Source organism: Psychrobacter sp., assembly GCF_030457785.1.
In the GTDB taxonomy this organism is placed as follows: domain Bacteria; phylum Pseudomonadota; class Gammaproteobacteria; order Pseudomonadales; family Moraxellaceae; genus Psychrobacter.
Genome location: NZ_JAKDUI010000046.1, coordinates 1 through 13976, shown reverse-complemented (window position 1 = coordinate 13976; position 13976 = coordinate 1). Strand labels below are relative to the sequence as shown.

Genomic DNA, 13976 nt, shown 5'->3' with positions numbered 1-13976 from the left:
TCGGTTTTATGTTTCTTCTACTATATAATCAACCCGATATAAATTTACTAACAATAAAATATTTGAGATAAAGATATGAGTCAACAAACAACAGAACAGGTCGTTAAAGTTGGTGTCATCGGTGCCGGTGGTCGTATGGGTCGTATGCTCATTGAAGCGGTACAACAAAACCCAAAAACCACTTTAAATGCAGCGATTGAGCGTCAAGGCTCAAGCCTCGTTGGTGCAGATGCTGGAGAAGTTGCGGCTATCGGACATTTAGATGTGCAAATTGTCGATGACCTTAATACAGTTATCAATGACATCGATGTGCTGATTGATTTTAGCTTGCCTGATGCAACGGAACAAAACATGCAGGTCTGTGCTGCACAGAATGTCGCCATGGTCATCGGTACGACAGGATTTAATGAGCAGCAACAACAAGTGCTGGCTACAGCGAGTGAAAAAATTGCTATCGTTTATGCTGGTAACTATTCAACTGGCGTGAATTTATCATTGAAGCTACTGGGTATGGCGGCCAAAGCATTTGGCGATGACGCCGATGTAGAAGTGATCGAAGCGCATCACAAGCACAAAATCGACGCTCCATCGGGTACCGCTTATATGATGGCAGAGGCAGTTGCAGAGGCACGTGGACAAAACCTGAAAGACGTGGCTGTTTATGGGCGCGAGGGACAAACAGGTGCCCGTGAAGCAGGTACGATCGGTATTCATGCGATTCGTGGTGGCGAAATCATTGGTGATCATACGGTGATGTTTATCGCTGATGGTGAAGTGGTTGAAATCACCCATCGTGCCCGTGCACGTATGACCTTTGCTGCTGGTGCGGTGCGTGCAGCTACTTGGATCATCGAGCAAGTAGTAGGGCAGTATGATATGCAGGATGTACTGGGGCTAAACAATTGATGCTTGAAACAGTGGCTTTTTAGCCTCGTTTGATGAAGCCTCAATGAATGATGAGTCGCTGCTAGGAAATAGACATGGATATGTTTAGACAGAGTTTAATAAAGGTGGTTAGTAGAGCTTTTATGGCCAGTAAAAACATTGGCTACGTGGGCCATGCGCTCTTAGCGACTAGTTTGGTAGCCTTGCCTGTCGTGGTACAAGCAGCGACTTATGACACCTATGTCATTTATACATATGGTGGCGACACACTATTGCCAGCGGTACGTCAGCAGTTAAACAGCAGCCGTGACGGCGGCACAGTTACAACGTATCAAGACAAATTAGTACTGAATACCACAGCAGCTAATTATCAAGCAGTACAACAGCTCTTGACTCAAATTGATGGTCAACCACAAGCCTTAACCGTCTCAGTGCGCGTTGGCAATAATAACAGCACGCAGAGTAGTATCCAGCAAGGTCAGGTTATTATTACTAATCGCGGTGTCCAAGGGTCAGGTGTTATTAATCAAAGTAACCGTCAGCAGCAGGGCAGTAACTCATATCAAGTACAAACCTTATCTGGTAGTGCGGCAAGTATCAGCACTGGCACGCTCTATTCACTGACACAGAGTTATCGTGCTAATCGCTATAATATAAGGCCGCAGATTATTATCCAGCAGCAAGTATTGCTACCAACGACACAGGAAATTGCGGTAACACCAAGACTGCTACCTATAGGTCAAGTCGAGGTGCAACTGTCCCAAGTAGAGGAAAGCCTAGCGCGATCCAATTCGCCTTATAATAGCAGCAGTTCTGTTAATCATGCTATTCAAGGCCAACGTTTGAATAGTACGATTATCGTGTCTCGCGGGCAGTGGGTAACTATCGGAGAAATCTCTCAAAACAGTCAAAACCAAAGTAGCAACTATGGTAGTAATCAGACAACCAATAGTAATAACAATGTGCCTATTTCACTATTAGTACAGTAGCCAAGCAGTTATCAATCCGGTTTTTGAACAAATACAAAAAAGCGCGTCACTACGATAAACAGTGCCGCGCTTTTTCTATTTTTATTAACGAGTAATGATTCAAAGCTAATCAATATAAACTACTTCTAGTGGTGGAAAACCATTAAATTCAACGGATGAGTATGAGTTGGTATAAGCGCCAGTGGTCAACCAATAGATTTTATCACCAATCTCAAGCTCTTCTGGTAGCTGATAACCTGCTTCTTCATACATAATATCAGTTGAGTCACAAGTCGGACCTGCCAACACAACAGTTCCTTCACTGGTAGAGGTTTCCATCTTAGGTGTATAAACAGGATACTTGATGGCCTCACCTAGGGTTTCAATCAAGCCTTGAAACAAGCCGACATCGGTATAAACCCAACGCGTCAAATCGGTGTGTGATTTACGGGAAATCAAGACCACATCGCTGACGAGCACCCCTGAGCCACCGACTAATGAGCGACCTGGTTCAAGAATAATCTCAGGCATTTCCTCATGATAGTCGTCGCTCAGATAGCGCGTAATCTCTTCAGCGTAAACCTGAATAGGGTTGACCTCACTGATGTAGTTGGTTGGGAAACCACCGCCCAAGTTAATCATCTGCAGCTTGATACCTTCCTCGTTTTGCATCCAGTCAAACATATATTTGACCTTGGCTAGTGCATCGTCCCATGCTGCAACGTCTTTTTGCTGGCTGCCCACATGAAATGAAATGCCGTAAGGAACCAAACCTAAGTCTCGCGCTTGAATCAATAAATCAATTGCCATATTAGGGTGACAACCAAACTTGCGTGATAGTGGCCATTCAGCTGTATCCGAGCCCTGAACCAAGATTCGTACGAATACTTTTGAGCCGGGTGCATGCTTAGCGATATTCTTTAAATCTGCATCTGAGTCGGTTGCATACAGGTCGATACCTTTGTCAAAAGCATACTTCACATGCTCTGCTTTTTTGATGGTGTTACCATACGAGATGCGTGATGGTTTAACGCCGCAGTCGAGTACCCGATCTAGCTCATAGATAGAGGCGCAGTCAAAGTTTGAGCCAAGCGACGCCAGCAAGTTGATGACTTCAACCGCAGGACTGGCTTTCATTGCGTAATGCAACTTCGCATGAGGAAATAGACTGACCATTTCGTGGTATTTGGTTTTAATACGACTCAGATCGACTACTAAAAATGGCGTTTCACGACCTTCGGCAGCTTTGGTAAATTTCTGCCAAGCGGCAGGATCAAAGTATTGGTCAATGTTGATCATCGTCATATTAAAAACCTTTGATAGTAGACAGCTCTTGCTCAGAAACCACTGTCAAATGATGGGTTATGGCAATAAGAATCAGTTGTTTGACTAGGGCGTGTGCTCAATTCAATCAATAGTCATCTAAATGAGTTAAAAATGGCTAAATGTTGCCAAACAGCGTCTAATAGCTGACTAATATCTCGATATTATCTACGCTATTTTCCTTGCTTGATTGCCATTTATCTCATTTTTAAAATGAGGACACACCCTAAATTACGCGTTGGTCGGTTGCGTCTGTTTTTCAGTAGATTGAGCACTTTGCTTTTCGCGGATTTTAACCACTTTGCGAACCTTGTCACGTGCACGTGTCTGCTTGAGACGAGATAAATAGTCGACGAATATCACGCCATTTAAGTGATCCATTTCATGTTGGATGCAGACTGCGAGTAAACCTTCTACTTCTTCGTCAATTTTGTCTCCATTTTCATCCAATGCCTCGATGCGCACTTTGGTAGGGCGTTCGACCTTGTCATAGACATCTGGCACGGACAAACAGCCTTCTTCATACGGTTGCTTTTCTTCGATTAAAGGAGTCACCTTTGGATTGATAAATACACGCGGACTGTTTTTGTCTTCTGACAAATCCATGACGATGAGCTGAATGTGACGATCAACCTGACTGGCGGCCAGACCGATACCTTGAGCCTCGTACATCGTCTCGGTCATATCAGCAATTAAGGTTTTTATTTCAGCAGTCACTTCCTTGACAGGCTCCGCAATCGTACGCAGGCGCGGATCTGGGTAATTTAGGATAGGGAGTAATGCCATAACGCTCACCTCAATGATAACGATTAATTAGGGTTAATATTATAAGATAAATGGAGACAAAAGTAATGCTTATCAATACTATCCCGCATTGATTGCCACTGATAGCACAAAAAAAAGACCTCGCGTATCGTGAGATCTTTTTTAAATTATCTAGCAAACTAGATCAACCTATCCGCGGCGTTTATTAATAATCATTTCATATAAAAACAGCAGGATAATGGCACCGATTACTGAGAATATAAGCCCAGTGAAGCCACCATCGGCACTAATACCAATCAGTTCAGCGAGAAAACTACCAAGCATCGCACCGACGATACCTAATAAAATAGTCATGATCCAGCCCATAGAGTCATTGCCTGGTTTGATGGCACGTGCCAACAGTCCAGCGACCAAACCTACCAGAATCGTCCAAATGAATCCCATGTTGTTCTCCTTATTTATTATCATTTATAGTATGTCGTTAGGGTGATTGTTTAACCTGAATGCCAGTTTTTAAATGCTCACTCTTATGTGAATGGCACTGACTAAATGGAAAATTGCCTAACTTTATATAGGTTATTGTAAACATTGACTGGGGATAGAGCTAAGTGAAAATTGTTAATTGTGTAGGGGCTGTGTGAGAAAAAAATACTTAATTGATATCATATAAAGAGATAAGTAAGTGGAAGGTTACAAAGGTAGTAAAGTCGCAAACCTATATCGAGAAAGCCGCTGAACGTTTGGCTCATTTCGATGACTGTTAACGACTGTCAACTGAGTTAGGGACGCGCCCTAAATCGCTAAGACTGAAACAAAAAAAGCGTGGCTCGTTGACTAACGAAGCGACGCTCTAGCAAATCAAGATTCAAAAACCCATACGACAAAGCGCACGGATTATTTGTCACAAAACTGATAATTATCGGGTACGTAAAGTACTGAGTAAGCGCTGATGAATGCCCTCAAAACCGCCATTAGACATGATCACAATAGCGTCACCGGATTGGGCATGCGCAGCGATATGCTCAATAATGGCATCGACACTAGAGAGGACTTGTTGGTTACCATTCTTGCCGTCAACAGAGGACTGTTCGATGACTTCTTTCAGCCCCCATTCCAAGCCGGATGGTTCATACCATAGTGTCTCATTTGCCAATGCGGCAGATTGAGCTAGGCTATCCTGGTGAATGCCCATTTTCATGGTGTTGCTACGCGGTTCGATGATGGCCCAAATGCGCCTGTTGGCCAGTTTCTTTTTAGCCCCGTCTAGCGTGGTGGTAATCGCAGTTGGATGATGAGCGAAGTCATCAAATACCAAGATGTCATCGACATCACCGATCAGTTCCATACGGCGCTTGATACCTGCAAAAGCTGATAAAGCGGCACAAGCAGTAGATACGCTCACGCCGATATCATAAGCAGCGGCTACTGCCACGAGCGCGTTATTGACGTTATGAATGCCACTCATCGACCATTCTACCGTCGCGCTCGCTGCGTCATCAGCGGGATGGCTAATCTGAAAATGACTGCCATCATCGCTGAGAAGTTTCGCCTGCCAGTCGCAGTTGGTTTGTGTGTCTAAAGCCTCAGTGCTATGAATAGCTGTACGCCAAACGGGTGTCCAAACGCCTTTTGCCAAGGTATCTTCTAGGCTGGTAGTCGCCACTGGCATGATTATTTTGCCGCTGCTTGGAATCATGCGAATCATATGATGGAATTGTGTCTGAATCGCATTGAGGTCAGCGAAGATATCCGCATGATCAAATTCGAGGTTATTTAAAATAGCGGTGCGTGGGCGATAGTGTACGAACTTTGAACGTTTATCAAAAAATGCAGAATCATACTCATCCGCCTCAATGACAAAATAGCCATTACTTGCAGTGTTATCCGCGTTTTTTTCTGCACCCAAATAGCTACTATGGGCAAAGGTTTGCTGCAAATTCTCATCAGTGGTATTGACCAGTGGCACACCACCGATTAAAAACCCAGTATCGACACCGGCATAATGCAGTATCCACGCCAGCATCGTTGTCGTAGTGGTCTTGCCGTGAGTACCTGCGACGGCGATTACGTGACGCGATTGCAAGACTTGCTCTGAGAGAAACTGCGGGCCCGAGGTATAGCGCAGACCGGTATCTAGCATATATTCAACGACATCCATGCCGCGCTTCATAGCATTACCGACGACGACCAAGTCAGGTGCTGGTTGCAAATGCTCTACCAGATAACCTTCTTCGATAGCAACACCAGCATTCTCAAGTTGGGTAGACATCGGAGGATATACGTTGGCGTCTGATCCAGTTACTGTATGCCCTAATGCACGCGCAAGCAATGCGAGCGAACCCATAAAAGTACCACAAATACCAAGAATATGAATATGCATAGACGTTCCGTACGTGCTTGAATAAAAAAGGAGGTAAACTCTGCGATTAGCCGACATGACCTAGTGCGGCAGACAGAGGATCATTGTAAAGTAAACATCGTTCGATGACCAACAAAAAACGCCTAGCAAGTAGACGTCGTTTTCGCTTTCTGCGATTTTATTTCGCAATGTTCAACACGCTTTATTTAAGAGATAGCGTATAGTCATTATCAGGAGTGTCGTCAGCGCTCATCAAAACGAGATGGTTGTCTTGAATATGATAAACCTCTAGGTTTTCATTTTCATATACTATTGTGATTTTATCGTCGTCCTGACGATAAATTCCAGACTGATAAAGTGGCTCTCGTGTGCGTGCAGTGTTGTTATAAATGCTGGTTTTTCGAACTGAGCCATCGGAAAATAGGTTTAAGGTGACGTCGATACTATCACACGAAGGACAAGGCACCATGCCGCCATAGTCACCCATTAATGTAGCCTGTAGAGAGCTGTAATTGCTTGCTGCTGAATCATCAGAAGACGATGGCGGTGTATAATAGCTATCATTGCTCGACTGAGCGGCAGCGATGAGGGACTGACCTTCTGTTGCTGCTGTCGCATCGGATACTGATGGACGAGCAGCTTCTTGAATTGCTTGCTCTGTGCTTTGCTGACCTGCCTCTTTTACCTCATCAACCGTAGCGACTTTGGTGCTTATGTCTTTTTCGATGTTAGAGGAGGCGCTATCACAGCCAACCATCAACACACAAAGCGACATCCCTAATAGTGGGCGACTCAGGTAGCCGATAGTGCGGCAGGTAGAAGAAAAAATAGGCGCAAGAGATATCATGATCATACCAAAAACGATGTGTTAAACAGTGTTTTGAAGGGTTACTTGTCAGGCCGGCAATGCAAGACCATTGTCAAAAATGAAAGACGAGAAGAAAAATGAGATACATGATAAAGGGTTGCAATCCTGATCATGTGACTCCGTCTTTTGCATATTGAGACAAGTGAGTGGTCACTATTGGTCTAATACAAATGGCTATAAGTTGTACAAGTTCGTGACTTACTTACTGGTTGGCTGCAAATACCGAATGTTTAGGTATGCTTATAAAATAACTGAATAAGCTGTCACAAGATATCAAAGGTTTGGTATGTCTCTGTGGACTTTTTGTTATTACTGGTACTTAACACTGGCTTTAGATCTGTTTTACAGATGCCTTCATCCTATAGGCTCTGTCAGTTCTATCAAGCGTCGATAGTCTATGTCTGTTTAGATGAAAGCAAGCCAGATGAAAGCATAGGATAAAGGTATGTAGGCCAGTTAGCTGTTCTAGCATCTGTTACCCGATGCGAGGCGCTTCAGTAGGGCGAATGATTCGCCAAAGAATCAAGCCATGTACTACGAGCAGTAGGCTGAAAAAAATCAAAGATTGCTCAGGGATACTGAGGCTCATAAATGTCCAATCGATTTCCGCACACTCACCCGATCCAGAAAATACTTCTCGGAGTACTTGTAAGATAGGTAGTGTATCTAACCAATAGTTCAGCCCTGGACCGCAAGAAGGCACTTGATCGGCAGGCAGATGCTGTAACCAAACGTGACGCCCTGCTACCACAGTTGCCCAGCCAATACCAACTAAGCTACCAAGCCATAATACCAGTCGTGTCGCCTTTGATTTGGGGCCAAACAAAGCAGCGATTAAAGCAAAAACTCCCATGATTATCAGACCAAAACGCTGAAAAATACATAATGGACAAGGTGTGAACCCCATATAACGCTGCAAGAAAAACAGCGCAAAACTCATACCTATCACGGTCATGATGACCAAAAAAACTTGTAGACTTCGGTAAGTGGTCAGTTGTTGCATAAAGCAGTTACTCTTATAAGTCGTCTAAAAAAGTGAGGCAGTCTCTGGGTTCGGCTCTGGATTAAAATTTAGCGATATTGTTGCAAAAAGTCTATGAAGTCTTCGGTATCTTTCTCTTCAATTTCGGCTTGCTGTAAGATGGACTTTTCAGCCAGTACTTCATATTTCGCTTGTGTGTTTGGACTCAGTGTTTGCTCTAGTAATGAGTCTCGATGCTGCTCTGCCAAGGTGAAGCCGAGCTGCCATAAGCTGCCTAAACGTTCGCTGTCAGCGTTTACCTGTGCCGAAATAGTAGACTCAGGGTGACCTGCTTTACCTCGCATCAAGGCGACTGCTGCACGGTAATCATTGCCACCATAATGTACGTCAAGCATCGCGGCCAGTGGTTGCATGTTATCCATGTGCGCCAACATCCAGCTTTCCAGTGTCTGCTCTTCACAGTTATTGATGATGTGTAAACCTTCGCTGCGCCCTTCGTTTACGACACGCTCGAGGTTGATAGCCAGTGCTTCATCCTCTTCAGGTAGCAGGTCAGGGGAGTCGTTTAGCAAACAATACAGTGCCATGACTTCTAAAAAGCAAGCGCTGGACAGACGAATACCGACATTGCTATAAGGGTCAAGATCGATGGCACGGAATTCAACATAAGCGATACCACGTCGCTCCAGTGCCTCGGTCGGGGTTTCACCGCTCTTGGCGATTTGCTTTGGACGTATCGGGCTATAATACTCGTTTTCTATTTGTAGGATGTGGTTGTTGATTTGAATAGGATTGCCATCGACATCGTCTAAGCCGAGCTTTGCAAAGCTTTCGTGCGGCGTTTGAATAGCACGACGCAGCCCATCGACGTATTCTGGCAAATAGTTATAACGAATATCCAGCTGCTCTTGTACGCTGTTGGTATAACCTAGTTTACCCATACGTAAGCTAGTGGCAGTTGGCTTGTAGTAAGTTGAGTCGTTTAAAAGCTCTAAATCATGTTCACGACCTGCCAAGAAACAAGGACAAACGCTTGGGCTAGCACCTAGTAAGTACAGAACCAAACTGGTCAGGCGTTTGAAATTACAGATCAGTCCGAGATACTTTTCGTTTTTGAATTCTGTCAACGTTTGGTTTTGTGCCGCTGGGCTTTGTGCCTGCCATGCCTCAAATAAATTATCACCGAAAGACAGGTTGTAATGTAACCCTGCAATGGTCTGCATACGGCGACCATAGCGAATACCAAGCCCGCTACGGTACAGGGTTTTGAGCTTACCTGTGTTAGAACTGCCAAAATCGGCGAGTGGGATATCCTCATCATTTGAAGATAGCATGCACGGCATCGACAAGGGCCACATCAGTTCACCTTCGGGCATACCTTGATAGACCAATAGGTGCAATTGGCGCAGCATGTTCAGCGTTTCTTTTGGTGAGCTCTTGGGGTCGGTTATCAGCTCAAGCAGGCTTTCTGAGTAATCGGTGGTGATAAAAGGATGAGTGAGTTTTGATCCGAGCTTTGTGGGGTGAGGTGTTTGCGCCAAAAAACCATCTGGCTTAACACGCAAGCCTTCTTTTTCGATACCACGGAGCATGCCTGCCAGATACTGACTGTCAAACCAATTTGGGATTTCAAAATTAACAAAGCTGTTTGCAAAATTACTCATAGTAGTCATCTGTTGTTATTTATTATGGTGGGACAAAACACGACTAGCGTTTGACCATAAAAAAGGTAAGTATTGGATTCAGAATTTAGATTCAAAGTTTTGTCAGTTTAGCTCAAAGCTGTCCTGAAAACCACGGACAATTACAAATACAGTAAGCTTTGACCAACACCGATTTGACGCTGTTTGACGGAAAAAATAGCCAGAAAATAACAGTACAAATCGAACGAAGTTGTCGCTAAATAGTTGGTTCAATATCACTTGGTTAAAAGTAAGCCGAGTGCAGGTACTACAGATAGCAGACTAATCGAGGCTGGCACCGTATCTGGTTTAACGATAACGCTAGGATAAAAGGTTTAGACTAAAAAGCACCTACCCAGAAGATAGGTGCCCCAGCGCTACTCAATTTGGATGGTCGTTGTCTATATCAAACAATACTAAACGACCAACATACAAAACTGAATAGCTCACACTAAAAAGCCACGGTGAAGGCCATCGTTTAGATAGAAAACGACGAGCCACAGCCACAGGTAGTGGTCGCATTTGGGTTGGTGACAATAAATCGCGCGCCTTCTAGCCCTTCAGTATAGTCAACGGTTGAGCCTTGTAGATACTGATAGCTCATTGAGTCGACGACCAGCGTGACGTCACCGTTGTCAAAGTTGGCGTCGTCTTCGTTTAGGTCGTTGGCAAAGTTAAAACCATAGGAAAAACCTGAGCAGCCGCCACCCGTTACATAGACACGTAACATAAGGTTGCTGTCACCTTCTTCCTCACGCAGCCGACGTACTTTTTGCGCGGCACTATCCGTTAGGCTTAAGACAGTCGGATCTACTGGTTGGCTTGAGCTTGGACTAAATTGGTTGGCTGATTCGTTCATATCTACCTCAGTTGCTAGGATCAAATGCGGTCGTCGTCCTGTTCGGGTTTGCAAGCAAATAGTTGCAAATAAAGATACGAGCAGCGTTTGATTAAATTGGGTGCTGTCATTATGGCAGTGTTGTTTGGCTTATTATAAGTATTATGTGGGTGCCATCACGACGCTTCGGTGAATTTTTGGCACTTCTTTTCTAGCATTATAGCATAGTGGGGGCTGTGATTCGTTTGTCAAGCGTGACGATATTGACCATAACGACATAGATTTGTCATTCTAACAACTAACTGATTGTCAAATAGTTCTTTAATCGTTTGCCTATCGGCTAGGCGTTTGAAATAATAGCCGCCAGTAAACATACCCTAAATGTGTTTTTTCTATTGCCTTGTGTTTTATATTACCGTTGAGATGAAGAAATTATATGATCGAATTTAAAGACGTTGGTGTTCGCCGTGATGGTCGTGAACTGTTTGCAGGCGCAAGCTTCCAGCTCCATCCAGGCCACAAAGTTGGCTTAACGGGCAACAATGGCACAGGCAAATCGACTTTGTTTGCTTTATTACTCACGCAAATGGGTACGGGCGACACAGAGGTCACGCTTGATAAGGGCGAGGTGAGCATCCCTGATAGCTGGCAGGTCGCACATATGGCACAGGAAGTTGGCGCTAGTACGCAGACAGCGATTGATTATGTGTTGAGTGGCGACGAACAATGGTATGAGATCAATGCGTCGCTGAATGATTTGGGTAGTGTTAGTGATGAGCAGATTGGTATATTGCATCAGCAATTTGATGAAATCGATGGGTATCGTACGCCCACCAAGGCCGCGCAAATCATGGCAGGGCTTGGTTTTAATACTCGTCAACATGAGCAGCCAGTAGAAGGCTTCTCTGGTGGCTGGCGCATGCGCTTAAACCTTGCCAAGACGTTGATGAGCCGTGCTGACTTGATGTTACTTGATGAGCCAACCAACCATTTGGACTTGGATGCCATTTTGTGGCTTGAGACATGGATTAATGCCTTTGATGGCTTGGTGATTGTTATCTCGCATGACCAAGCCTTTTTGGATGCCACGGTCGGTCATATCTTGCATGTGGAACAACAGAAAATCACCTTATATACCGGTAACTATCAGCAGTTCGTTCGGACGCGTCACGAGCGCATGGCGCAGCAGCAACAAGCATTCGAAAAGCAGCAAGCGACCAAGGCGCATTTAGACGATTTCATTCGCCGTTTTCGTGCCAAAGCAAGCAAGGCCAAACAGGCTCAAAGCCGCATCAAACAGCTCGAACGTATGGCTGAGTTGTCTCCAATGATGGCAGAAAACCCGTTTTCATTTCGTTTTTATGAGCCAGAAAACATGAGCTCACCATTGATTGAAATGACGCATGCAGATATCGGCTATAGCGAGACACCGTTGCTGCATAACGCCAATGTGCAAGTCACGCCCGATACACGCCTTGGACTACTTGGTATGAACGGTGCTGGTAAGTCAACGCTTATCAAAGCGTTGGTCGGTGAGCTGGGTATTTTGACAGGTACTTACCGTGTTTCAGACACCTTAAAGCTCGGCTATTTTAATCAGCATCAGATGGATGCGTTAGATGCGGCTGCGACACCGCTGCAGATGCTTCGCCGCCTAGCGGGTAAAACCTCTGATGCGGATCTCCGATCATTTCTTGGTAGTTTTGACTTTCGCGGAGATCGTATCGACACACCAAGCGAGCTGTTCTCTGGTGGTGAGCGTGCGCGCTTGACGTTGGCGTTAATTGTCTGGCAGCGTCCGAATGTGCTTGTTCTCGATGAGCCAACCAACCATTTAGATTTGCAAATGCGCCAAGCGTTGACCATTGCGTTACAAGGGTTTGAAGGGGCAGTGGTACTGGTGTCACATGATCGTGAGCTGATTGCCAACGTCTGTAATGAGCTGTACTTGGTTCATGATGGTCAAATCGATGAGTTTGATGGTGATATCAGCGATTATGGTAAGTGGCTGGCAGAAAAACGCAAACAAGAAAGCGCTCAGGATAAAAATTCAGGCAAGAAAAAAAGTAAAAAAGAGAACAAAAAGTTTGTTTCACGTGAGACACGGGATCTGCAATCAGACAGTCAGTCAGCAACGACAGCACCAAAAGGGAAGGCAGATGCCAAACCTGCACTGAGTAAAGACGAGCAGCGTAAGTTAGCAGCGGAACAGCGCAAATTGACAGCACCCGTCCGCCGTGAGATTGAGACGGCAGAAAAGAACTTGGCAAAAATTGAAAAAAGCCTGAGTCTCCTAGAGGATAAGCTTGCCGATACGGAGCTGTATGAAGAGAGCCGAAAAGCTGATTTGTTGGTATTGTTGGACGAGCAATCGGCACTACAGCAGCAGCATAGCGACAATGAAGAGACGTTGTTGCTGTCGATGACGACGTTAGAGGAGTTGGAAGCGAGTTTCGAGTAGGTGCTTGCCATTATTCAGACATAAAAAAAGGGAAAGCGTCGGCTTTCCCTTTTTTGGTATTATTCTTTACGATACTTACCATCACCATAAGACAATATTTCCATGGAGGTGGTACATAGGCTACAGTTTATTTTACCAGCAGCGGCTTTAGATAGGTCAAGGACACGTCCCGGAGTGAAAGGACCTCTATCTGTAATTTTCACAATTACGCTCTGCTTTGTCTTTTTGTTAGTCACTTCAACTTTAGTACCAAACGGCAACGTTTTATGTGCAGCGGTCATAGCATGCATGTTGAAAATACTACCACTAGCGGTACGTTTTCCATGAAACTTATTACCGTAGTAGCTGGTGTTAGCAGCGAAAACGGTGGTGCTCAGTAATAGTGATAACGTGACAACTAGAGACTTGATTAAATAAGACATTTAATACCTTTATGCAGTTTATAAAATAGACAGATGATTTTGCCTATATTGTCGTTACTCCCCTCTGAGCATTGACGTTGGAGCTATTTTATAATATTTAGGCTGTTGGATTCTTACAATTATGTAAAAAAACTCTTAAGTTCAAGCATTTAGCTTTCTAATGTACCAATACTCTTACTCAAAAGGACCAGTCACTTGAGATATTGTGCTCATCTTGCCATAGGCGCTAGAGCCCACAAGGCATGAGCTCCATGGAAACAGTGTATCCGACCGATCATGAAATAGTAAACTCATGTGAGGAGAAAGTGAGCAGCATGCTGAAAAATCAATCATCGAAGCCCAAAAAAACTAGATAGTGAGTTAGGAGCACGAGAGAGTATTACTAGGAAATATAGACAGCATAAGGGTTTCAGTAAATTTTGT

12 protein-coding genes are annotated in these 13976 nt (G+C 44.5%); 3 read left to right on the top strand and 9 right to left on the bottom strand.

All coding sequences use genetic code 11. The annotated features are described in order from the left end of the window. Positions 1-75 precede the first annotated feature (75 nt). Positions 76-906: a 4-hydroxy-tetrahydrodipicolinate reductase gene (gene dapB, locus L0J61_RS03900; protein ID WP_301465008.1), complete on the top strand. Its 831-nt coding sequence runs from the start codon at positions 76-78 to the stop codon at positions 904-906. A gap of 122 nt (positions 907-1028) precedes the next feature. Then, complete coding sequence (locus L0J61_RS03895) at positions 1029-1874, top strand: hypothetical protein (protein ID WP_301465007.1); 846 nt, start codon at positions 1029-1031, stop codon at positions 1872-1874. Positions 1875-1979: 105 nt separating this feature from the next. Here L0J61_RS03895 and L0J61_RS03890 read toward each other — a convergent pair whose 3' ends face one another. The 8 genes from L0J61_RS03890 to erpA form a co-directional block, all read right to left on the bottom strand. Then, entirely contained in the window at positions 1980-3152 is a 1173-nt protein-coding gene (locus tag L0J61_RS03890; RefSeq protein ID WP_301465009.1) for a type III PLP-dependent enzyme, read from the bottom strand. 255 nt (positions 3153-3407) lie between these two features. Continuing rightward, a complete protein-coding gene (gene def / locus L0J61_RS03885; RefSeq protein ID WP_301465006.1) occupies positions 3408-3962 on the bottom strand; it encodes a peptide deformylase in 555 nt (184 codons plus the stop codon). Positions 3963-4130: 168 nt separating this feature from the next. Continuing rightward, the gene (locus L0J61_RS03880) at positions 4131-4385 is read right to left on the bottom strand and encodes a GlsB/YeaQ/YmgE family stress response membrane protein (protein ID WP_301465005.1); all 255 of its coding nucleotides are present in this window, start codon (positions 4383-4385) and stop codon (positions 4131-4133) included. Positions 4386-4857: 472 nt separating this feature from the next. Further along, positions 4858-6321 (bottom strand): UDP-N-acetylmuramate:L-alanyl-gamma-D-glutamyl-meso-diaminopimelate ligase, encoded by a 1464-nt coding sequence (gene mpl / locus L0J61_RS03875; RefSeq protein ID WP_301465004.1) that lies wholly within the window; start codon positions 6319-6321, stop codon positions 4858-4860. A gap of 181 nt (positions 6322-6502) precedes the next feature. After that, complete coding sequence (locus tag L0J61_RS03870; RefSeq protein ID WP_301465003.1) at positions 6503-7147, bottom strand: copper resistance protein NlpE N-terminal domain-containing protein; 645 nt, start codon at positions 7145-7147, stop codon at positions 6503-6505. A 496-nt stretch (positions 7148-7643) separates the two neighbouring features. Further along, positions 7644-8171: a disulfide bond formation protein B gene (locus L0J61_RS03865; RefSeq protein WP_301465002.1), complete on the bottom strand. Its 528-nt coding sequence runs from the start codon at positions 8169-8171 to the stop codon at positions 7644-7646. 68 nt (positions 8172-8239) lie between these two features. Continuing rightward, entirely contained in the window at positions 8240-9814 is a 1575-nt protein-coding gene (gshA, locus tag L0J61_RS03860) for a glutamate--cysteine ligase (protein ID WP_301465001.1), read from the bottom strand. A 496-nt stretch (positions 9815-10310) separates the two neighbouring features. Then, positions 10311-10691, bottom strand: a complete 381-nt coding sequence (gene erpA, locus L0J61_RS03855) for an iron-sulfur cluster insertion protein ErpA (protein ID WP_301465000.1) — start codon at positions 10689-10691, stop codon at positions 10311-10313. A 415-nt stretch (positions 10692-11106) separates the two neighbouring features. On the opposite strand from erpA, the gene L0J61_RS03850 reads away from it, so the two are divergent. Beyond that, positions 11107-13131: an ATP-binding cassette domain-containing protein gene (locus tag L0J61_RS03850; protein WP_301464999.1), complete on the top strand. Its 2025-nt coding sequence runs from the start codon at positions 11107-11109 to the stop codon at positions 13129-13131. Between the two features lie 59 nt (positions 13132-13190). On the opposite strand, the gene L0J61_RS03845 is transcribed toward L0J61_RS03850, so the two are convergent. Then, a complete protein-coding gene (locus L0J61_RS03845) occupies positions 13191-13553 on the bottom strand; it encodes a septal ring lytic transglycosylase RlpA family protein (protein WP_301464998.1) in 363 nt (120 codons plus the stop codon). Positions 13554-13976 lie beyond the last annotated feature (423 nt).

What these genes read in the sequence shown, in the direction of transcription:
- L0J61_RS03870 (WP_301465003.1), bottom strand. Translation starts at nt 7,147, where the DNA reads ATGATATCTCTTGCGCCTATTTTTTCTTCTACCTGCCGCACTATCGGC.
- L0J61_RS03845 (WP_301464998.1), bottom strand. Translation starts at nt 13,553, where the DNA reads ATGTCTTATTTAATCAAGTCTCTAGTTGTCACGTTATCACTATTACTG.
- def (WP_301465006.1), bottom strand. Translation starts at nt 3,962, where the DNA reads ATGGCATTACTCCCTATCCTAAATTACCCAGATCCGCGCCTGCGTACG.
- gshA (WP_301465001.1), bottom strand. Translation starts at nt 9,814, where the DNA reads ATGAGTAATTTTGCAAACAGCTTTGTTAATTTTGAAATCCCAAATTGG.
- dapB (WP_301465008.1), top strand. Translation starts at nt 76, where the DNA reads ATGAGTCAACAAACAACAGAACAGGTCGTTAAAGTTGGTGTCATCGGT.
- mpl (WP_301465004.1), bottom strand. Translation starts at nt 6,321, where the DNA reads ATGCATATTCATATTCTTGGTATTTGTGGTACTTTTATGGGTTCGCTC.
- L0J61_RS03890 (WP_301465009.1), bottom strand. Translation starts at nt 3,152, where the DNA reads ATGATCAACATTGACCAATACTTTGATCCTGCCGCTTGGCAGAAATTT.
- L0J61_RS03850 (WP_301464999.1), top strand. Translation starts at nt 11,107, where the DNA reads ATGATCGAATTTAAAGACGTTGGTGTTCGCCGTGATGGTCGTGAACTG.
- L0J61_RS03865 (WP_301465002.1), bottom strand. Translation starts at nt 8,171, where the DNA reads ATGCAACAACTGACCACTTACCGAAGTCTACAAGTTTTTTTGGTCATC.
- L0J61_RS03880 (WP_301465005.1), bottom strand. Translation starts at nt 4,385, where the DNA reads ATGGGATTCATTTGGACGATTCTGGTAGGTTTGGTCGCTGGACTGTTG.
- erpA (WP_301465000.1), bottom strand. Translation starts at nt 10,691, where the DNA reads ATGAACGAATCAGCCAACCAATTTAGTCCAAGCTCAAGCCAACCAGTA.
- L0J61_RS03895 (WP_301465007.1), top strand. Translation starts at nt 1,029, where the DNA reads ATGGCCAGTAAAAACATTGGCTACGTGGGCCATGCGCTCTTAGCGACT.